The sequence below is a fragment of the Archangium primigenium genome (assembly GCF_016904885.1).
Taxonomy (GTDB): domain Bacteria; phylum Myxococcota; class Myxococcia; order Myxococcales; family Myxococcaceae; genus Cystobacter; species Cystobacter primigenius.
Genome location: NZ_JADWYI010000001.1, coordinates 566,978 through 588,709, shown reverse-complemented (window position 1 = coordinate 588,709; position 21,732 = coordinate 566,978). Strand labels below are relative to the sequence as shown.

At 70.1% G+C, this 21,732-nt stretch carries 12 protein-coding genes; 4 read left to right on the top strand and 8 right to left on the bottom strand.

The features are described from left to right. The first annotated feature begins 39 nt into the window (after positions 1-39). The 3 genes from I3V78_RS02450 to I3V78_RS02440 all read left to right on the top strand — a co-directional run bounded on the left by I3V78_RS02450 (position 40) and on the right by I3V78_RS02440 (position 5,508). A complete protein-coding gene (locus I3V78_RS02450) occupies positions 40-4,509 on the top strand; it encodes a galactose-binding domain-containing protein (RefSeq protein WP_204484706.1) in 4,470 nt (1,489 codons plus the stop codon). A gap of 96 nt (positions 4,510-4,605) precedes the next feature. Then, a complete protein-coding gene (locus I3V78_RS02445; RefSeq protein WP_204484705.1) occupies positions 4,606-4,923 on the top strand; it encodes a pilus assembly protein N-terminal domain-containing protein in 318 nt (105 codons plus the stop codon). Positions 4,924-4,989: 66 nt separating this feature from the next. Then, positions 4,990-5,508, top strand: coding sequence for a DUF2059 domain-containing protein (locus I3V78_RS02440; RefSeq protein WP_204484704.1), 519 nt, complete (start codon positions 4,990-4,992; stop codon positions 5,506-5,508). Between the two features lies 1 nt (position 5,509). On the opposite strand, the gene I3V78_RS02435 is transcribed toward I3V78_RS02440, so the two are convergent. From I3V78_RS02435 to I3V78_RS02415, 5 genes are all read right to left on the bottom strand, one after another. Continuing rightward, the gene (locus I3V78_RS02435) at positions 5,510-6,181 is read right to left on the bottom strand and encodes a hypothetical protein (protein ID WP_204484703.1); all 672 of its coding nucleotides are present in this window, start codon (positions 6,179-6,181) and stop codon (positions 5,510-5,512) included. Between the two features lie 237 nt (positions 6,182-6,418). After that, positions 6,419-7,222, bottom strand: coding sequence for a hypothetical protein (locus tag I3V78_RS02430; RefSeq protein ID WP_204484702.1), 804 nt, complete (start codon positions 7,220-7,222; stop codon positions 6,419-6,421). After that, positions 7,215-8,645, bottom strand: coding sequence for a dGTP triphosphohydrolase (dgt, locus tag I3V78_RS02425; protein ID WP_204484701.1), 1,431 nt, complete (start codon positions 8,643-8,645; stop codon positions 7,215-7,217). The genes I3V78_RS02430 and dgt overlap by 8 nt, the downstream gene beginning before the upstream one ends. A 167-nt stretch (positions 8,646-8,812) precedes the next feature. Beyond that, entirely contained in the window at positions 8,813-9,538 is a 726-nt protein-coding gene (locus I3V78_RS02420; RefSeq protein WP_204484700.1) for a tetratricopeptide repeat protein, read from the bottom strand. Between the two features lie 74 nt (positions 9,539-9,612). Further along, entirely contained in the window at positions 9,613-10,731 is a 1,119-nt protein-coding gene (locus I3V78_RS02415) for a hypothetical protein (protein ID WP_204484699.1), read from the bottom strand. Positions 10,732-11,060: 329 nt separating this feature from the next. On the opposite strand from I3V78_RS02415, the gene I3V78_RS02410 reads away from it, so the two are divergent. After that, positions 11,061-13,247 carry a DEAD/DEAH box helicase gene (locus tag I3V78_RS02410; RefSeq protein WP_204484698.1) on the top strand — a complete coding sequence of 729 codons (2,187 nt, stop codon included), beginning with the start codon at positions 11,061-11,063 and terminating at the stop codon, positions 13,245-13,247. Here I3V78_RS02410 and I3V78_RS02405 read toward each other — a convergent pair. The 3 genes from I3V78_RS02405 to I3V78_RS02395 all read right to left on the bottom strand — a co-directional run bounded on the left by I3V78_RS02405 (position 13,219) and on the right by I3V78_RS02395 (position 21,638). Beyond that, a complete protein-coding gene (locus tag I3V78_RS02405; RefSeq protein ID WP_204484697.1) occupies positions 13,219-13,692 on the bottom strand; it encodes a hypothetical protein in 474 nt (157 codons plus the stop codon). The genes I3V78_RS02410 and I3V78_RS02405 overlap by 29 nt on opposite strands. 220 nt (positions 13,693-13,912) lie before the next feature. After that, the gene (locus tag I3V78_RS02400; RefSeq protein ID WP_204484696.1) at positions 13,913-18,652 is read right to left on the bottom strand and encodes a metallophosphoesterase; all 4,740 of its coding nucleotides are present in this window, start codon (positions 18,650-18,652) and stop codon (positions 13,913-13,915) included. Between the two features lie 55 nt (positions 18,653-18,707). Continuing rightward, entirely contained in the window at positions 18,708-21,638 is a 2,931-nt protein-coding gene (locus tag I3V78_RS02395) for a serine/threonine-protein kinase (protein WP_239576261.1), read from the bottom strand. Positions 21,639-21,732 lie beyond the last annotated feature (94 nt).

Sequence of the window (21,732 nt, the reverse complement as noted above, 5' to 3'; positions counted from 1 at the left end):
TTTTCCCCCCCCGCTGTCCTCGCCGTCCCTCCGATCCCCATGACCCTTCCCCTTCATTCCAGCCGGGGCCCTCGTGGCACCGGGTCCTGGCTGTCCCATGCCCGCGCGGGCGTGGCGCTGCTGGGCGCGTTGCTCGCGCCGCTCGCGGCCGAGGCCCAGACGGGCCAGAACCTCGCGCTCAACAAGCCCGCGTTCGCCTCGTCGACGGAGGTCGGCTCGGCCGCCGAGGCCGTGGACGGCAACCTGGCCACGCGCTGGGGCTCCACCTTCACCACCAGCGAGTGGTTCTACGTCGACCTCGGGCAGGCCACCGCCCTCACCCAGGTGGCCATCAACTGGGAGGCGGCGTACGCCAAGGACTACAAGATCCAGGGCTCGGCCAACGCCACGGCCTGGACGGACCTGGCGTCCGTCACCGGCTCGGACGGCGGTCTGGACACGGTGACCGTGTCGGGCAGCTACCGCTACGTGCGCATGCTCGGCGTGACGCGCGCCCTGACCGGCTACGGCTACTCGATGTACGAGTTCGCCGTGTACGGCAGCGGCGGGAGCACGTCGACGGGCACGGATCTGGCGCGGGGCCGGTCGGTCACCGCCACCAGCGTCGAGAACAACGCCGCGGGCAATGGGCCCCAGTACGCGGTGGACGGGGACGGGGGCACCCGCTGGTCGTCCGCTCCGGGCGTGGATCCGCAGATCATCCGCGTGGACCTGGGCTCGGCGCAGGCGCTCACCAAGGTGGTGCTCGACTGGGAGGACGCCTACGGCAAGACGTACACGATCGACGGCTCCACCAATGACACCTCCTGGACGACGCTGGCCACCGTGACCGACGGCGCCAAGGGCCGCCGCGAGCACACCGTGTCGGGCACGTACCGCTACGTGCGCATGCGCGGCACCTCGCGCGGCACCACCCACGGCTACTCGCTGTGGTCCTTCGAGGTCTACGGGCCGGGCGGGGGAGGCACCACGCCGCCGCCCCAGTCGGGCAACCAGATCATCAACCTGAACTTCCCCGAGCTCGCCTTCGCGCGCATCAACCTGTCCCCCGCGCCGCTGGCCATCTCGCCGGCGCCCCAGGAGGGCGACATCAGCTCCCCCGGCGTGCGCAACCCCCCGGGCCCCTTCACCTACCAGCTCACCTACGCGGCCAACACCACGGTGACGATGTCCAAGAACCAGTTCTCCCCCACCCAGCCCAACACGGACATCCGGCTGGCGGTGGTGAACGCCCAGGGCACGCAATTGCGCGGCCAGAGCATCACGGCGCTCGCGGTGCAGGGCGCCAACTGGAACGTGGAAATCTACTCCACGGGCGGCGGCACGGATCCGCGGGATCGCACCATCATCGCGGACCCCTACAAGGCCCCGGCGCCTCCGGCCGTCACGGGCGCCTTCCGCGTGTCCGCGCCCGCCAACGGCGCGATGATCACCACCACGCGCCGGCCCACGCTCACCTGGGCGGCCGTGTCGGGCGCCACGAGCTACAAGGTCTTCGTCAACATCACCCGGGACGACTACGACTGGATGGCGGCGGGCAGCCTGCTGGACCGCTACTCCGAGGTGGGCACCGCCACGGGCACCTCCTTCACCCTGACCCAGGACCTGAGCGACCGCTGGACGTACAAGTGGTACGTGGTGGCCACCGTGGGCGGGAGCACCAGCCGCTCGGACATCGGCAACTTCAGCGTGTACCTGCCGGTGGTGGAGACGGCCGCGGACGGCGTCAACCTCATCAACGGCATGCGGGACCTCAACAAGAACGGCACCATCGAGCCGTACGAGGACTGGCACCTGCCCGTCGCCACGCGCGTGAACGACCTGCTCGGCCGCATGACCCGGCGCGAGAAGGCGCTGCAGATGTTCTTCGACTCGAAGACCACGCCCAACGCGGGCTTCATGATGGGCCCCCTGAGCCCCGAGGACATCGTCACCTTCCAGCGCGCCGCCGCGGCCGAGCGCCTGGGCATCCCCATCATCGACGCGGGTGACTCCATCCACGGCTACAAGACGAGCTGGCCCACGCAGCCGGCGCTGGCCGCCACGCGCGACCCGCAGCGCTCCTGGGACATGGGCGACATGCAGCGCCGCGAGCAGCTCGCGGTGGGCAGCCGCGGCACCTTGTCCCCGCTGGCCGAGGTGGGCACCAAGGTGCTCTACCCCCGCATCCAGGAGGGCAGCGGCGAGGACGCGGACCTGGCCGCCGGCCTCACCCGCGCGCTCATCGCCGGCCTGCAGGGCGGCCCCGAGGTGAACCCGCACTCCATCTGGGTCACCACCAAGCACTGGCCGGGACAGGGCGCGGGCGGCGAGGCGGGCATCACCTACGACGGCACCACCATCCACTACCACATGCGTCCGTGGCACGCGGCCATCGAGGCCGGCACCAGCGGCATCATGCCGGGCTACGCGGGCAGCTGGCTCCTGGGCCCCGAGGGCTACGGCGCCGGGGACAACCCGGGCATCCTCAACTACCTGCGCCAGAACCTGGGCTACACGGGCGTCATCTGCTCGGACTGGCTGCCCTCGGGCGCGTGGGCGCGCTCGGCCACGGCGGGCTCGGACGTGATGGGCGGCGCCACGCCCACGCAGATGGGCACCTTCGAGACGGACGTGAGCGAGGCGCGCATCACCGACGCCACGCGCCGCATCCTGGACCTGAAGTTCCGCATGGGCCTGTTCGAGGACCCGTACCGCAAGGGCCCCGCCGGCACCGCCGAGTGGCACACCGCCACCAACAAGCAGCTGGCGCGTCAGGCCGCCCAGGAGTCGCTCACCCTGCTCAAGAACGACGGCGCCCTGCCGCTGCGCCTGCCCGCCGGCAGCCGCCTCGTCGTGGCCGGCCCCCGCGCGGACGACCCGGCGTGCATGGTGACGTGGCGCTCGGACTTCCACGGCACCGAGTTCGGTGACCTCACCATCTACCAGGCCATCAAGCAGCGCGCCGAGCGCGACGGCATCATCGTGTACAAGGACGCCGCCCCCGCGGGCGTGACGCCCAACGCGGCCATCGTGGTGGTGGGCGAGAGCTACTTCACCCACGGCACCGAGTGGGACAAGGAGAAGCCCTACCTGCCGGGCGACCCCATCGGCCCCGCGCACGACGCCAAGTGGGGGGACCAGTACGGCGTCATCACCAGCTTCAAGTCCAAGAACATCCCCACCACCACGGTGATGATCCTCCCGCGCCCCTACGTGCTCACCAACGTGGTGCCCCAGAGCAACGCGCTGCTCATGGCGTACCGCCCCGGTGACATGGGCGGCCTGGCCGTGGCGGACCTGCTCTTCGGCGACGTGCTGCCGCGCGGCAAGCTGCCCTGGCAGCTGCCCCGGAGCATGAGCCAGATCGGCACCGACAACGAGAGCAACCAGCTGGAGCGCTGGGACCTGCCCTTCGACCTGGGGGCCACGGACTCCGAGCGCGCCACGATCCGTCAGAAGATCGCCGCCGGCGAGGCCATCCAGCCCATCTACGGCAATCCGCTCTTCCAGTACGGCACGGGCCTCCAGGGCTTCGGGCTCACGGACTCCACGCCGCCCGCGGCCTTCACCCTCACGGCGCCCGCCAACGGCGCCACGATCACCGGCGCGCGGCCCGCGTTCACCTGGAACGCGAGCTCCGACGCCCAGACGGGCATCCACCGCTACGAGGTGGTCATCGACGGCATCGCCCTGACGACGACCAAGACCACCAGCGCCCCGCTCGAGGGCATGGTGTTCGCCAACGGCCAGCACTCCTGGTTCGTGCGCGCCTACAACTGGGCCGGCGGCGTCACGGCCTCGCCCACGTCCACCTTCACCCTCAATGACACCACGGCCCCGGCGGCCTTCTCCGCGCTCGTGCCGGCGGCGGGCAGCACGGTGTCGGGCAGCTCGACCACGTTCATCTGGGAGCAGTCCTCGGACGTGGGCAGCGGCATCTCCCGCTACGTGCTCCAGGTGGATGGCGCGGACCGCACCCCCACCCTCAACCCCACGCCCCGGGTGGCCTCCACCACGAACCTGGCGCTCGGCCGCAACGCCTACGCCAGCTCCTCCGAGTTCGGCTCGGGCAACGACGCGGTGGACGGCAACGCCACCACCCGGTGGTCCAGCCGCTCGGACACCGCCAGCCCCGACACCGAGTCCCTGATGATCGACCTGGGCGGCGTGTACTCCGTCAAGCGCGTGGTCCTCAACTGGGAGGCCGCGTACGGCAGCCAGTACGTCATCGAGGCGTCGCTGGACGGCTCCACCAACTGGAAGGCGCTGTACACGGAGACCGCGGGCAACGGCGGCCTCGACGACCTCACGGGCCTCAACGGCGTGGGCCGCTACGTGCGGATGCGCGGCGTCAAGCGCGCCCTGCCGTATGGCTACTCGCTGTGGGAGTTCGAGGTGTACGGCACGGGCACGGAGCAGACGAGCCTCACCGGCCTGTCCACGGGCAGCCACACCTGGCGGGTCCGGGCCATCGACGGCGCGGGCAACGCCACGCTGTCCAACGGCCCCGTGTCCTTCACGAAGTAGGCGCTGAAGGCAGGGCTTGAGTGAGAGGGGAGGCGGCCCGGTGTCTGGGGCCGCCTCCCTTTCTTTTGCCCTCGCGCCGGGGAGACACTGTCCGTCATGAACATGAGACGCGACGTGGGGATGCTGGTGGTCCTGGCGGGGGTCCTGGGGAGCACGGCGGGGGCGGTTCAGGCGGCCGAGCCGACGAAGAAGACGGCCGAGGCCCCCCAGGAGACGATCACCCTCAAGAAGGGCGAGCACCGGGACCTGACGATTCCGGGCCTGACGCGCATGTCGCTCGGGGATGACACCGTGGCGGACATCGAGTCGATGGGGGGCGGCACCGTGCGCGTGAGTGGGGTGGGGCCGGGCAAGACGACGCTGGTCGTCTGGGCGAACGACGCGCGCCACGCCTATCTGATCGTCGTCAAGTAAGGCCCGAGACAGTTGGTGGGGGCGCCCCTTCCGCGTGCGCGAGCGGGCGCCCTATCGTGGAGCGGCATGGGCTCCTGGCGATTCGTGGCGTCGTGGCGGTGGTGTGTCCTGGCTCTGGCGATGGGGGGGTGCTCGCACCCGGAGGCGGCACGGACCGCGTCCACCGCCGCGCCCGTGCGTGACGCCGCGCGCTCCCAGAAGGAGCAGAAGGTGCGCCGGCTCATGGTGCTCATTGGCGCGGAGGCCTCGGGGCGGATGATGTTCGACCTGATGGCGCGCCACTTCGAGCGCTCGGCGGACGTGCCCCCCGGCTTCCTGGAGAAGTTCCGCGAGATGGCGGCGCGCGAGTCCCTGGTGGACCAGTTGGTGCCCATCTACATGAACCACCTGTCCGAGGCGGACCTGGACGCGGCCATCGCCTTCCACGAATCCGCCTCCGGCAAGCGCTTCCTCGCGGCGCAGCCCCGGGTGATGCAGGAGGCCAAGGAGGTCGGCGAGGCCTGGGGGGTGCGGCTCGCCCAGAAGGCCCTGGAGGAGCTCGAGGAGGAGCGCGACACGGAGGCCCCCGGCTCGCAGCGGCTGTAGCTCAGGGCGCGGCCGGGCCCGCGCGCTCCGGGAGCTGGTAGTCCACGCGCCAGCCGTGAGGGGTGTTCACGAAGGCGAGGGTGCGCTCGGGGCCGTCACTCCGGGTGGGATGCTGGCCGACCCACTGGGCGATGAGCTGGAGCCGGGCGACGCCCGTGCTGTCGCCGTAGGTGTCCGCCTCGGACGCGAGCCGCTCCGCGTCCAGCTCCACCCAGGGGGGTGAGAACGGCTGGAGTCGCACCCGGGCCGTGTTCCCCGTGAACTGGACGTCCTTGAGCACGCAGGAGAGGGAGTGGGCCAGGTCCTCGTACAGGCCCAGGCGGTCGAGCGCCGACGGAGGCTCCGTTGGCGGGTGCTCCTGGAGGTAGCGCAGATCCTCCGGTCGCAGGAGCAGGGCTGGCTCCACGCCCTGGGGGAGCCGGGAGAGCACGGGGGTGTCGAGCTGCTGATGCCGACACAGGAAGTCCGAGATGCGCAGCACCTCCTGCTCCGAGCGCTCGGCGTCCGAGAACGTCCGGCCTGGATCATTGAGGGTCATGAGGGGGAGTTTGGTGTTGTCGGGCCCCTCCGCCGGCACCGTGAAGCGGAAGATGCGCCTTTTCCAGGTGGGGGCCTGTTCACCGCTCTGGGGATGGAGCCTCGACACATAGAAACCCGTCAGGAGCGTGCCCACGCCCGGGATGTCTTCCCCGTCGGGATGACAGCGCGCGAAGGTCCCCTGGGGGGTGAGGACGCATTGGATGGAAAAGCGAGCGGGCCTCAAGCTCCCAAACGCCGCCGCGCATCCGCTCAAGAACAACGCCCCCACGCACAGCCACACCCCGTTTCTCGGCATGCGCGGCAGTCTAGCCCTCCACCACGGTGCGCCGCTGTGAGGGGGCTCACATCCCGTGGGGACGCACCTGGCGCGTCAGGCGACGCCCCGCAGGGGGAGCTGCTTCGCACGCGGCAGGCTGATGGGCTGGAGCCGGGTATGGCTGGCCTGCTCGCGGACCAGACGGTTCAGCATGTGGAGCGTGTGCCGGTTGATGCGGACGCGGCCGTAGTGCGAGCGCTGGATGGCCTCCATCTCCTCGAGGGGAATGCGCCGCGCGTGGTGCAGGAAGTAGCGCACGAGCCGCGGTCCGAGCGAGAAGCGCAGCCGCTGGGCGGTGATCAGCGAGCGGACGATGCAGAGCGCGGGGAAGGGATTGTCTTCCAGGTTGATCTCGACCTGCCGCTCCTGGATGCCCCGGAAGAAATCCCGCGTGTAGAGGGTCCGGGCCCGGCCCGGGCGCGTATGGAACTCCGCGGCGATGGCCTCGACGTTCAGGAACGTGGTCCGGGGCAGGTCCGAGAACTCTCCGCCCGGGACCAGGCGCTCGCGAAACGCCCAGGTCGATTCGAGCGTCCACATGTCCACGGGTAACTTGTGGGTCACGAGGTGCAGCCCGCCGAAGCGGTTGACCCGGACGAGCTCCTGCTGGAACACGGACTCGAGCTCCTGCCGGGTGGTGCCCGCGACCACGAGGTCCAGGTCCCTCGGCACCGTGGACGGGGCGAGCGCGAGAAGGTCCCTCAAGGTTCCGCCGAAGAGGAACATCGTCCAGTCGCGCGCCTGGGTGCGCTCCTGGATCGAGCGGACCGCGGGCCGCCAGACGGACTCCCGATGGATGAAGGCACTGAGCCGTCTGCGCAGCAGGGACTCGAGCCGTGGATTCGTCGCGTCAGCCATGGGTGAGTTCAGAGTGCAACTTGCAGGCGAACGTGTCGGTCATGCCGCAGACGTAGTCCGTCACCAGTTGGAAGCGGTGGTAGCTCTTGGGGAGCGGGGACTGCTTGCAGGCCTGTTCGAACACCGCGCGGTAGTTGCGGGAGAGCAGGTTGTAGATCTTCCCCGCGAAGCCGGGACCGGGGGTGACGCCATCGTGCAGGGCGACGCCTTCCCAGAAGAGATCCATCAGGTCGTGGATGACGCGGCGGCCCAGGAGTTCCAGGCGCAAGGTCTGGGCCGAGGAATAGACATGCTTGCGACCCACTTCCTTGCACGCCTGGATGAGCGCGTTCGCGGTGCTGTCCGCGATGAGCTCACCGCGATAGCTCCCGTTCATGAGGGCGTCGTAATGGCTGTCAAAGGATTGGAGTACCGCGCCCTTGGTCTTGGCGATGACGACGGTGCGGAAATGCTGGGCCTTCGCCTCGTCGAGCGCCCGTCCCTTGAGCGCCAGCTCGGGCTCGTGCTCGATGTGGCTGGAGATGTAGTCCGAGGCGGCCTTCAACTGCTCGCGGATGAAATCCCTGGCGGCGGAGGGGGCTTCGTCGGGAATGGCCTGCTCCAGCTCCGCCCAGGTGATGACGCCCTTCTTGACGCCATCCTCCAGGTCCACCGTGGCGTAGATGGTGTCGTCGCTGGCCTCGACCAGAGAGGCGATGGGGTTGCGGGCGGTCTGGGTCCCCGTGGCCTTGCGGATCTTGTCCACCACGCCCTGCTCGGAGGCGAAGTAGCCCGGCTTGTGCTCGGACACGGCCTTGCCTGTCTTGCCTGTCTGATGGGATGCGGCCGTGTACTTCATGGCCGCGGACAAGGTCCCGACGGTCAGGTTGAGTCCGTGCCGGTCCGCGAGCAATTGCAGCTTGGAGACGATGCGCAGCGTCTGGGCGTTGCCCTCGAAGCACAGGAAGTCCTGACGGAGCTGGTCCTGGAGGGGATGCGCGTCGAACTCGCCGAAGAAGCCCGGGTCTCGTTCGACACGGTTCTTGAACCAGCTGCTGATGGCCTTCTCGCCCGCGTGTCCGAAGGGCGGGTTGCCCACGTCGTGAATCAATCCACACGTCGCGGCGATGACCTCGATGCCCGACGCCTGGTCCGGGTCGATGCGCTGGGTGGACACCAGCCTGCGTGTCACGGCGCGCGCGAGCCCCCGGGCCAGGGTGGAGACCTCCATGGAGTGGGTCAGCCGCGTGCGCACGGCGTCATGGGGTTCGAGCGGGAAGACCTGGGTCTTGTCCTGGAGCCGCCGGACGGGCGTCGAGAAGACGGCCCGGTCGTAGTCCCGGTCGAACTCCGTGCGCAGCTCCTGCTCGTCCCGAGCCGAGGCGCGGCCTCCGTGCAGTTCGCGGATGCGCTGGGGACACAGCAGGTTCTTCCAGTCCATCATGGTGGCGCGCTCCCTGCCCGTGTGTCGGACCCGAGGGCCTCGAAGCGGCGCATCCTAGAGGCGTCCTCTGACGCGAGCGCCTTTTGGGCCTCCGTGCGGGGCGCATGCCTCCTCGCGGGCGAGGAAGTTGACAGCCGGTGGCGTCCACGGAGGCCCGGAAGCGGGACTCAGGCCGTCTCGGGAAGCCCTCCGGTGAGGGCCGCCACGAGGGGGGCGGGGTCTCCCTCGCGCAGGGCGGCGCGGCCGGCCTCGAAGTCGGCCCGGGCGCCGGTGAGGTCTCCCAACCGGGCGCGCAGGAGGCCCCGGTCGTGCAGCAACTCCGCGTCCACCGCGTCCTCGTCCGGCGAGGCGAGCGCGCGGGTGAGGTCCGCCACGGCCTCCTCCAGGCGGCCGAGCCGGGCGCGCAGCGAGGCCCGTCGGTGGAGCAGCCACGGATTGCCACGGTCCTCGTCGAGGGCCCGGGTCCAGTCGCGCTCGGCGTCCTCCAGCCGGCCGAGCACTTCCAGGGACTCGGCGCGCTGCATGTGGAGCACGAGCGCCTTGCGGAACTCGCCCTCCGCGGCGATGGCGTCGAAGCCGGCCACGGCCTCGGCATGGCGGCCGAGCCGGGCGAGGGCGAGCGCGCGGTGGAACTGGGCCGAGGCGTGACCCGGGGCGAGCGCCAGCACGCGCTCGTACCAGGGGAGGGCCTCGGCGGGCTGGCCGCCCCAGATGGCGAGGGTGAGCCCCAGCTCCAGGTAGACACGCACCTGCCGGGGATAGGCCTCGACGAGTTCGTGCATGCGCGCGAGGGCCTCGGCGTAGCGGCCCGCGCGCCGCAGCCGGTCCACCTTGCGCAGGTGGTCGGTGAGCTCCGGGGGCCAGGGCTCGCGGCCGTTGCGCTCGTGGGTCATGGCCCGTGTCTATCCGAACCGCCCCCCGCCGTCAGCTCATCCCAGGGGAATGACCCGTCAGGGGAGGGACGCGGCTAGCGGGCCGTGGTGGGCCGGAAGCCAATGACATGGCAGGCTGGGTCGTCACTGGCGCGATAGAGATAGTCCATTCCCGCGAGCACCGTGCGGCCGGTGTTGACGTGGAAGGAATCCGAGGACGGCGGGGTGGACGGCGTTCCTGGCTCCGTCACGCAGTTCACGTACTCCGGCAGCATGGGCGACGACGCCGGGTCGCCCACCTTGAAGCTGAAGGCGAGCACGGGGTTCTTCGAGTCCGGAGCGGACAGCGTGAAACCGGCTCCCTTCGGCGCCCGGCCATCGAGGCTCTTGGCCGGGCAGTACTTCGCCGGCATGGTCAGGTAGAAGTGATTGATGCCAGTGTCCATCAGGAGCGAGGCGCCGCACAGCTCCTTCGTCTTCCCCTCCTCCGTCGCGTAGCGGATGCAGGTGCGAGGGGCGAGCTGTCCGTTGGCGCTCGCCACGAGCGGCAAGGTCTTGAACCCCTGGGTGTTCTCCCGGTTCAACCCGACCTGGATGCTGCGGGAGGTGATGACGTAGCCCGGCGTCTGGCGCCCCAGGTTCATGAAGAGGTTGGTACTGGGAAGCGCGCGGGCCGTCTGACCGGGCACCGTGAAGGGCCTGTAGCCGATGCCCATCATGCCGAGGTGGCCAGGCTTCTCGTCGAGGGCCGTGCAGTGGGTCCGCTCCGGTGTCGGCTTCCCCTTGCAGGTGTGCGTCACCCCGAAAACGGGGATGGGCTCGCTGCTGGTGGCCGTCGCCGGCCCGCCCTTGCTTTGATCCAGGGCCACCTCGACCTTCGCCAGCATCCAGTCGCCCAGATACCCGTTGCCACTGCTGACGTACCCGTAGCTCTGGCCGGACGACAGGAGGGTGGCGTCCGGGCCGATCAACGTCTTGGGCAGGATGATGGCCGCCGAGCCCGTGTCGATCTCGACCTGATGCACGGGCCCGCCACTCACCTTGATCGAGGCGCGGTAGGGCGTCTGCATCAGCGCCTTGCCCGGAGCCGGATGGAGCTGGATCGACAACGACTCGCCCGTGCCGTCATCGCAGGTCCCCGCGAGCACGGTGCTGGGAGCGGAGAAGCTCAGGAAGAGGGTCGTCAGACGCGCGAGGGATTTCAGGGTCGACATGGTGGGTCCGGCTTTCATGGGGTGAGTGAACGGGCTGGCAATCGCCGCCAGGCGCCGTGTGGCTCCTGGTACCGCGCACTCTGGAGAAAACGGTCGGCGCGGCCTGTCATCCGTTTCACACCCCAAGGGTGATGCACCTCACGGCCCCGCGCTCTTCCAGCGGCGGCGCGGCTTCGTGGCCGCCAGTCATGGCGGCACCTGGAAGGGCCCGTGGGAGACGGCGGCCCGAGCGCGAGGTGCGCGTCATCGGGTGCCTCTCCGGGTTCTGACGGTGCCGTGCCGAGCGACGGCGTCTGGCCAGTCCCCCCGCGTGCGCCTAGCGTACGCGCATGGACCCGTCCGCGCCGCTCGTGCCCCATGCCCTCCAGAAGAAGGTGCTCGCGGCGCTGGCGGACAGCCGGAGCCGGGGCCGACGCCGGGCCCTGGTGGTGATGGCCACGGGACTGGGCAAGACGCTGGTCGCCGTGGAGGACGTGGCGGCCCTCGAGCGGGAGCGGGGCCGGCCCGCGCGGGTGTTGGTCCTCGCGCACCGCGTGGAGCTGTTGCAGCAGACCGCCCAGGTCTTCGAGCGGCAGCGGCGCGGCGTCCGCCTGGGCTGGTGCGTCGCGGACCGGTCGGAGCTCGACGGACAGGTGGTGCTCGCCTCGGTGCAGAAGCTGTCGAGCCCCGAGCACCTGGCCCGGCTGGCCGCGGCCGAGCCCTTCGACTACGTGGTGGTGGACGAGGTGCACCACGCGGCGGCGCCGAGCTACCGGGCGCTGCTCGCGCGGCTGGCGCCGGACTTCCTGCTGGGCCTGACGGCGACGCCCGAGCGCGCCGACGAGGGCGACATCCTGGGCCTGTTCGACGACCACCTAGCCTACCGGGTGGACGTGGGCGAGGGCATCGTCCAGGGCTTCCTGGTGCCCTTCGCCTACCACGGCCTGCGCGATGACGTGGCCTACGCGCACATTCCCTGGCGCGGGCGGCGCTTCGACCCGGCCGAGCTCGCGCACGCGGTCCAGACCCAGGAGCGCATGGCGCGGCTGTGGGAGGCCTGGCAGGAGCACCCGGGACGCCGGACGCTGGTCTTCTGCTGCTCCATCGCCCACGCGGAGTTCGCCCGGGACTGGCTGCGGGCCCGGGGCGTGCGGGTGGAGGCGGTGCACTCGGGCGAGTCCGCCGAGGCGCGTGCCCGGTCCCTGGAGGCGCTGGCCGGGGGCTCCCTGGAGGCCCTGTGTGCCGTGGACCTGCTCAACGAGGGCGTGGACCTTCCGGCGGTGGACCGTGTGGTGATGCTGCGGCCCTCGGAGTCGCCGGTGGTGTTCCTGCAACAGCTCGGGCGGGGGCTGCGCAAGGCCCGGGGCAAGCCGTCGCTCACGGTGCTCGACTTCGTGGGCAACCACCAGGTGTTCCTGGACCGGCTGCGGGGCCTGTTCGCCTTGCTCGGGGAGGGCAACGCCCGGCTCACCCTGCGGGACTACCTCGTGGACGGCCGCGCCCCCGAGCTGCCTCCGGGCTGCTCGCTCCAGGTGGAGCTGGAGGCCAAGGAGCTGCTGGTGCGGCTCCTGCCCGAGGGGCGCACGGCGGTGGAGCGGGTTTACCGGGAGCTGCGCACGGCCCGGGGCATGCGGCCCCTGGCGGGGGAGCTGTACCGGCTGGGCTATCTGCCCATGACCCTGCGCGCGGCCCATGGCGGCTGGTTGCGCTTCGTCCAGGCGGAAGGGGACCTGACGCCGGAGGAGGCGCGGGTCCTGGAGGCGGGCGCGGACTGGTTCGACTCCCTGGAGGGCCGCAACCCGGGCTCGCGGTGGCTGGTGCTGAAGGTCCTGCTGGAGGCGGGGGCGCTGCTGAGCGGCATGTCCCTGGAGGAACTGGCGGCGCGGAGCCAGGCCCTGGTGACGCGGCGGCCGGAGCTGGCGGCGGCGCTCGCCCGGGAGCGGGAGCTGAGCGAGGGGTGGACGCCCGCGTCGGACGCGTGGTTCCGGACGGCGTGGGAGCAGCGGCCCCTGGAGTCCTGGGCGGGCCCGGGCCTGCGCCTGGAGGAGGGGCTGCTCGTCGCGCGTCCACGGCTGCCCGGCGACGAGCGGGAGGAGTTCATCGAGCTGACACGGGAGCTGGTGGACCACGGGCTCTTCGTGCTCCGGGACCGCGAGCGCCAGGACCTGGAGGGCCCGTCCTTCGAGACAAAGGTCCTGCGCAACGCGCGCCACCCGATCCTCAAGCTGCCCTCGCGGGCGAAGCGGCCGGAGGTGCCCTCGGGGGACCTGATGGCGCGCCTGCCGGACGGCGCGCGGTGGTGCTTCCGGATGATGAAGGAGTTCTGCAACGTCGCCGGCCCCGAGGGGGATTCAGGCAACGAGCTGCCGGGACTGCTGCGCGGCTGGTTTGGCCCGGAGGCGGGGGTGAAGGGAACGGCGTTCTACGTCCGCTTCACCGAGGGCGTGGACGGCTGGCGCGTGGAGCCGGTCCGTCCAGACGCTGGTGAAGACCCATCTGGGTTCCGCGTCAATCGGGTTGGACCAGACATTCCTTGATGCGTGTCCGGTCGACACATGTTTCGGGTGGAGCCTGATGGGCCGAGGCCAGGGCCTTCAAACATTCCGACTTGTGACGCACCTGTGCGAGTTCTACATCGGAAACGCGTAATCCAGTCTGGGCGGTCTCGAATGCGAGGAACTTCAAGGCCGCGTCATACGTCTGCGGGATTTGGAGTTCCGCATCGCGCACGAAGTAGGTGGAACAGGAGGTCTTGCCTCCATCCGTGCCTTCAGACTCCGTGGAGAACGCATACCTGTAGAAGAGGGCGTCACCTGCCTTGACCATCGTCCGGTAGGAAGGAACCCATACGGTGGAGGTCGAATAGGCGGTGTGGGCCTTCTTGTAGTGGCCGGCGGTGAATGCAGCCTCTCCCTGCTCGTAGAGCTGTTGGGCGGACCTCTTGCGTCGAGCGAACTCCTGGGGAACAGAGGAGAGTTCCAAGTACCTCTTCATGTCGCACTGGGCATGTTTCTCCGCGGAGAGCAGCCCTTCAACGCATACGGGTACGGGACTCTCCTTCTTGGCGCAACTCGTGGTGCAGGAAATCACGAAGAGCAACGCCAACGCGCAGGACGAGGAACTCAATGTGGGACGCGGTTCCAGGTGATGCAAGTTTGATTCGGTCGGGAAGATGGGAACGCTGACGTCAAGCCGAGACACTTCATGTTTCTTGGCGAAGGTTGATGTCGTAGTAGGTACGGCGCTCGCCCTTCTTGGCGCCGGGCCTCGTGGCCCAACCTTCCCAAGCGCCCTCCTGCTGAGGGAGGGCCCGGATGTTTACGCGCACGGTGCTGTGGTCGCGCGCCACCTCGATGAGGTTGTACAGCCGGGGCACGGACTCGGGTCGGTCGTGGGTGGGGGCGCCGAAGCTGCCCGCGCCGATGACGTAAATCTGCTTCTTGGGGTCAAGATAACCCAGGACGTCCGTGCGGTTCTCGTGCACATGCCCGTGGAGCACGAGCCTCACCCCTGCTTGGCGCAACCGGCCCATGAACGCATCGCGCTGGATCTTCTCGTTGCCGGTGATGGGGTGATGCCAGACGGCCAGCTTGAGCACGGGCTCGTTCGGGGCGAGCTGTCCGTTGCGCCGCGCTTGCTCCAACTGCGTTTGCGCGGCGAGCAATCCACGCGACAAGGCCCCTTCGTGGATGTGGGAGCGCTCCTGGAAATACTCATCCACTTCCCAGGACGAGTTCATGGCCAGGAATTGCAGCCGCGTATCCGTGAACAGGGTGGGAATGCACTGCTTCTCGGGGTCGAGCGGGTATTCCTTCAACACCAAGGGATGGTGGAAGTGCTCGGAGAACGCCCTGAATCGCTCCGGGTAGCGCTTGTCGTCCCGGACGACGTAGCCTGCCCCTTGCTCCTTGTAACTGCCTGCGGGAAGCCGTTTGGGGTCAACCTGACGTTGAGGGCGCCAGTCATAGACCGACGTGTCCCAGTCCAGGTCGTGATTGCCAGGGACGATGATGCACCGGTCGGCGGACAGCTCGAACCTGTCGCGGAGGGCGGTCACGAACTCCAGCGCCTTCTTGAACTCGCCGGCGGAGGCCCGGTTGGTGATGTCCCCGGAGATGACGAGGTAGTCCAGCTTGCCTACGGCCAGATCCTCCGGATCCTGGAGGTCGGCGACCAGGGGCTGGAACAAAGTCATGGGATCCACCTCGGCGCCCACGTGCAGATCGCTCAGGTGGAGGATGCGCAGGGGACCGCTCGGGGGGACCTCGGTCTGGGCCTCCTTGATGCTGACCTTCGTTTCGAGGACGCTCTGCTCTCGCTGCCGCTGGGTGCCGACCTGGAGGCCCTGAATGGCCCGATCCAGTGAGGCGTTCTTCGCACCGGCCATCAGGGACGTGCGCTGGTCGCACAGGGAGCAGACGATGTCTTGCAGGCCCTTGGCGCGCCGCTGGTTCACGATCTGCTCGGCGAAGATGTGACCGCAGGGGCATTGGACCGCGAGGTGGCTCTCGAAGGTCACGCCCTGCTCCTGCAGATGGGTGGTCACGAACCGGGTGAAGAGTGCTTGCCGGGCGGGGGGCGTGCTCGTCTCGAAGTAGAGCTCGAGTCGCGCGATGCCTCGGGCTTGTTGATCCGCGCGTTGCAGCTTGCGCAACCCCGACACGTCCTGGCCGGGCTCACCGAACTCGGCGCGATCCCCCCAGAGCCGCATGGCGCCGAAGCCCCGGCTCGTGGCGAGCGCCGCCACGAGCGAGGCGTAGATGTTCTCAATAGGACCGGAGAACTCATAGGCGGCCGATGCGGCGTGGGTCGGCCCCACGCCCGATTCCGAGGGCGCGTGGACGAAGAGCGAAGGGAAGACGAGCAGACCCTGATGCCGCAGGCAGATGCCGTGCTGCAGCAGCAGCTCGACGACGCAGTCGAGCACCATGAGTTCCTGATCTCGGCGCAGACGCTCCTTGGGCCGGATGCGCGGGAGCTGGCGGGCGGTGGAGAAGTCGGCCACGTTGATCGCGGGAACACCGTTGAGATTCTCCCGGGCCGCGACGATGAGGGAGTTCGCGTAGCGCTCCACCTGCTCGATCTCCAGCACGAGCGCATGGGTGCCATCCGCCAGACGGGTGTCCGCGAGCATGCCTTGCCGGCCGAGCTGCTCCACGACGGCGCGCAGGGCCTCCGGGTCCGCCGCCTCGGGGCGGGTATCACGCAGCTCCCGCTCCAGATCCGGCAAGGTGATGACCACGCGGCGGCTCTCGCGGAGCTTCCGGATGTAACCCTGGATCTGCTCGAACAGGATGGGGTGGCTGTGGCGCGCGAGGCTGCCCCAGTCGATGGTCCGGGCGAGCTGAGTCCTCAGCTGTGACATCCCCTGACCCGTCTTCGCGCTCGTGGGGATGTAGGCGTCGGGCGCGAAGCCACACTGCCCTAGGAGCTGATGGATCGCGGGTCGATCCTCCGGTGCGTGCTCATGGTCGACCTTGGTTCCCACCAGAAGCTTGGCAGGGAGCAGCTGGGTGCCCGCCTGGGCGGTGAAGCGCTGGTTCCAGCCCTCGATCTCATCGCGCGCGGGCTTGCCTCGCCCGGGCTCCATCACCATGAGCGCGGCGGCCGTGTCCCGGAAGAAGAGCTGGTGCACGAGCCGGTATTCGCTCTGTCCGCCCATGTCCCAGAGGATGATCTCCCGGCGCTCCGCGGGCGACGGTGCTTGCTCGGGGACGAGGCGCTCCAGGGGCAGGCTCCAGATGCGCATGGCGTGGGTGGAGTCCTGTTCCTCATAGCGGTCCGCGCACAGCCGCAGCGCGAGACAGGTCTTGCCCGCGCGGCCCTCGCCCACCAGGACGACCTTGGCGCTGACGGTATGGACGGTCTGGGTCGGTGCGTGTTGCCCGAGCAATGCGTCGGTGTCGATGCGCCAGAGGTTGATGGCGCCTCTATCGGGGGCGAGGCTCGCCAACACGTCATCGGAAGAAGAGAAGCAAAGCTGGGACGATGCCACTTGCGGATACGGTACGGGCTTTCCGAAGGTCGCGACGATGTCCCAGGTGTCGGTGCGGTGCAGGAGGATGGTTCCATTCTCCGCCTTGGACGCCAGTAGGCGTCCGTCGTGGGAGAATGACACACAGAGGATGTCGTGTGTGTGCCCGTGCAAGGTCCGATCCCTTCCTTGTTGAAGGGGGTCGTGAATACGGACGACCTCGTTGCCGTGGACGATGGCGAGCTGGGTGCTTCCAGGCTGCCAGGACATGCTCAAGGCGTGAGGGGATTCGTCTCGTACCCAAGCAATGTACGTCGTCGCTCGCTCCTGCATGTCGATCAGGAAGACGCGCTGCTTGGGTGGCATGCCCGCGCAGGCAAGGAACCGGCCGTTGGAGGACCAGGTGATGCTTCTGATCGCGAACCGCTGACCGGATTTGAAGATCCACTCGGGAGATTCGAAGCCTTTTTCTGTCACGAAGCGGAGGGCGCCGTCATCAAAGCCAATCGCGAGTTGCCCTTGCGACGACCAAGCCACGGACGTGACATGGGCGCGAGTCATGACGGGGACAGGCTCCCGGCTGGCTCTTCCATTGGTCGTGGAGGAGAAGCGAAGGGTTCCAGCCGCATAGGTCACGAGCTCTCGTCCATCTGGTGAGCAGCACATGGCCGTGATCGGAGAGCCGTGGGCCCGGTTGAACCAACGAGGCATGGGCTTCTCAAGGGGTTGAAAAAACAGTTCCCCTTGTTGCACGCCGAACACGAGTTCTTGTCCTGAATGGGACCAGACGAACTGGAGGATTTGCTCTCCGCGACTGGTAAGGGACGACAAGCGGTGGATCGCGGAAGAGAAGCTCGAGGCTGGCTTCGGCGGAGAAAGAGGGGCTGGCTCCAGCGCGGAGGCAGGTGGAGCGTGAGGCGGGAACGTATCGGAGCCGCGCGGCTGTCTCTGTTTCAGGCGGAGTGTGCGTGCTGCGCCTAGGGGGTGCTCTTCCTCGCCGTCACTCGACAGGGCCCGGGGGTGAAGATGCAACTCGAGCCGTTTGTCCGCGGAGGGGTCGAGCTGCCCCACGATGTATCCATGGGGAACGAGTCCATCCGTGTCGCCAAAGAGCGAAGGTGCTTGGATGATCCGCTCGTGCTGAGAGGGCGGGGTCTTGAGCTTCCAGGGCGGCGCCCCTCCCCAACTCCCACAGAGATGTACCACGCCGCCAGGGGCCGATCCGAGCTCGCTCTGGAGCTCGGCGGACTCCTTGGCATGGAAAAGGGCAGGCGGACTGTGGGTCATCAACAGATTGAAGTCGTTCGAGCGGGACCAGTCTGCGAGGGCGCGACCGGGAACCGTGTCGAGCTGTCGAGCGGTGGGGGCGAAATGTGTCTTGCCTGCATCATCCGGTAGAAGGAAGTCCGAGTTCAGGCCAGCGATGCCCAGGCGCAGTCCGTCCTTGACGAAAGTCGCGACGAAATCTCCTGGAAGCAGACCCGGGTTCCATTCCAGGCGGTTGGCTGAGTCGTGCGTGTTTCGCCAAGCCTCGGACCAGGAAGTGAAGGGGCTCAAGGCCTGTTGGAGTGCGATTCGCGCGGCATGCTCTCGCTGGCTCCAGAAGTCCTTCTGAATCGCGAGGCTCGCGTGCCACACGTCACCTCGGAGGAGGTGGCGCTGCTTCATGGACAGGTTGGCGAGGTGGAGATCCTGGATCCCTGGCACCACGAGGAGATGCGGGTCGGAACCCAGGCTGCGCAAGTAGACCCAGAAGGACTCCAGTGCGGCATTGACGCGACTGAATTCGCGGACGCTGCCCGTGCGGGTCAGGTTTCCCGAGATCAACACGAAATCCCACGGGCCGGTCTGGCCATGCAGCCGCCGCAGATCCCGCTCGAAGAGTTCCTGGTTCTCGGGCCAGAGCCAGGGAGAGCCCTTGGGCCCCATGTGCAGGTCGGACAGGTGGAGCCAGCTCAGCCTCGTCACGGTACGCGCTCCGCGGTGGAATCAGCGCGCGGAGGTTACCAACCCTGGAGCCTCCTCAGGGATGCCGCGCGCCGAGCCAGCGCTGCACCTGGGCGAGCGCGGCGCGGCTTCCCGGCCCCTCGAAGCCCAGCGCGGCCTGCTCGGCCAGGGCCCGCGCCTGCTTCGCGTCGAGGCGGGCGTCCATCATGGCGCGCGCCAGGGCGAAGCGCGTCTGGGCCAGGTCCTCGGGCGGCACCGCGTGCGACTCGCGCAGGGCGAGCGCCCGCCGCAGGGGCACCAGGGCCTCGTGGCTCCGGCCGAGGCTCCAGAGTGCCTCGCCCTGCCCGGTGAGCGACGCGGCGAGCTCGGGGTGCTCGCGGCCCAGCGCGCGCTCGCGCAAGCCGAGCGCCCGGGTGAAGTGCTCCAGGGCCTCGGCGGCACGGCCCCGCTCCAGCAGCACCCGGCCCAGGCCGTCACACGGCGGCGCCACGTCCGGGTGCCGGGGGCCGCGCGCGCCCTCGGCGGCGGCCACCGCCCGGCGCAGCACCTGCACGGCCTCCTCGCCCGGCTCCGCGCGCAACAGGGCCAGGCCCCACGTCTCCAGGGCCACGGCGCGGAAGGGGTGGCGGGGCGGCAGGGTGCGCTCCACGATGGCCACGCCCTCGCGCAGGGTGGGGAGCGCCTCGGGCCGGCCCAGGGCGCTGAGGCTGCCGCCGAGGTTCACCAGGGCGCTGCCCACGCGCGGGTGCCCGTCGCCGAGCGTCTGGACATAGGCCCCGTGCGCGCGCCGGTACACCGCGAGCGCCTCCTCGTGGCGCCCCTGGGCCGAGAGCGTCAGCCCGAGGTGGCGCAGGAGCGAGGCGTGCTCGGGGCTCTCGGGCAGGGCGGCCTTGTCCCACTCGGCCAGGGCGTTGCGCTGCGAGGCCTCGGCGGCCACGGGGTCGCCCTGGGCGCCGTAGAGCAGGCCGTGGGCGCTCTCGAGCTGGGCGAGCAGCCGCCCCTGGCGCCGGGTGCGCACGAGCAGGGCGTGCGCCTGGTGGAACCAGTCGTGCCCGTCCTTCACGCGCGCGGCGTCGTAGGCGATGAACTGGGTGAGGGCCACCAGGGCCTCGGCGCGCACCTCGTCCAGGCCCACCTCGTCGGCCGTCCACGCGGCCTCCTGGAGCGTCTGCTCGGCGGCGGGGTCGCCGAAGCCGCGCTGCTGCTGCCCGAGCTCCAGCAGGGCCTCGGCCTTCAGGGGCGCGTACGCCTGGGCGCGGGCGGAGGCGGCCACGGGCGTGGCCACGGCGAGCCCCGCCGCGTACTGGCCGGAGATGCGCAGCGCGCGCGCCCGCGCCAGCTCCGTGTACAGGGCCTCCACCCGGGCGGCCGCGGCGGGCTCGGTGGGCGGCGGCGCGCGCTCGGTGAGCATCGCGGCCTCGTCGCAGGGGCCCAGCTCGGACAGGCCGCGCACGGCCTCCACGGCGTGCTCCACCTCGGGGCCCTCGGCCACGGCGAGCAGCGCCGTCAGGGCCTTGAACTCCGAGCGCCGGCGCTCCAGGCACGCCGTGCGCGCGGCGAAGCGCTCCTCGGAGGCGCGGCCCGTGAGGTACGTCGCCTCGCAGGCATGGCGCTGGCGCTCCACCCACGCCGAGGCGTAGCCATCCAGCGCCGTCTTCACGCTCGTCCAGGCGCTCGGGGCGTAGGGCTGGCCGGTGGCGAGGAAGGCGCGCCGCACGGCCTCTTGCCGGGGGGCGTCCCACACCCCGGTGAGCCGATCGGACAGGTGGTGGCAGAGGCCCTGGCGCTGGTTCCACTGGGTGGCGGCGCCGGCCACCACGGCCACGAGGAAGGCGGCGGCCACGGCCAGAATCACCTGGCGGGGCAGGCCCGAGCCGGGCTCCTCCTGGAGCGCGTCGAGCAGGGCCTCCATGGAGGCATGGCGCCCGGCGGGCGCGAGGCTCAGGCCCTGGCGCACCACGCGGCGCACCCACTCGGGCACGTCCGAGTCCCGGGGCGGGGCGCGCAGCTGCCCGGCGAGCGTGGCGCGGGCGAGCGCGGCGGCGCCGTGGCCCTCGAAGGCGTGCTCGCCGTACAGGGCGAAGTGCAGCGTGGCGCAGAAGCTGAACTGGTCGGCCTGGCCGGTGAGGGGCTCGTGGCGGTACTGCTCGGGGGCCATGTAGCCCGGGGTGCCCATGATGAGGCCGGCGCGGGTGACGGGCGTCTCGCGGGGCTCGCGCGTCTGCAGGTCCGCGAAGGCGTCGGCGTCCGGGGGCGGCACGGGGGCGCCGAGCAGCGCGGTGAGGTCCACGGGCACGGGGGCGCCGGGGGAGCCGGTGCCCTGCTCGCAGGCGAGCCCGAAGTCGTAGACGAGCACCCGGCCGTCATGGCCCACGAGCACGTTGTCGGGCTTGAAGTCGCGGTGGACGAGCCCCGCGGCGTGGGCGGCGGCGAGCCCCTGGCCCGCGCGGGTGAGCACCTGGAGCACCTCACGCCAGGCGCGGGGCTCCTCCTTGAGCCACTGGCGCAGGGTGCGGCCGGCCACGTGCTCCAGGGCGATGAAGACCTGGTCGCCGTGCTCGCCGATGTCGAAGACGGGCAGCACGTGGGGGTGGGACAGGCGCGCCATGGCCTGGGCCTCGCGCATGAGGCGCAGGCGGGCTTGGCTCCGGTCCGAGCCGCCGGGCAGCAGCAGCTTGAGGGCCACGCGGCGGTTGAGGTGGGGATCGAACGCGGCGTACACCTCGCCCATGCCGCCGGCGCCCAGCCGCTCGTGCACGACGTAGCGGCCCACGAGGGTGCCCGGGGGCAGGGGCTGGGGCTCCTCGGGCAGGGGGGCGGGGGCGCCCACGACGCCGGTGGGCTCGTGCTCGCCCTGGCAGAGCACCACCCGGGCGCGCTCCAGCTCCGCCTCCAGCACGTCCAGGGCGCGCGAGAGGCTCTCGCCGCCCTCGTCCCGCGGGGGCGCGCTGACCGGACCCGAGGGCTGGGACGGCTCTCCCTCGGGAGACCGTTTCAGATTCGCCATGGGGTTCCCCCTGGAAGCGCTGGACGGCGGTGGTGGGTGACGGCGTGGACGATCATGGACGGAGCGACGAGCGGCGGAGTATTGCCCCGGCGGG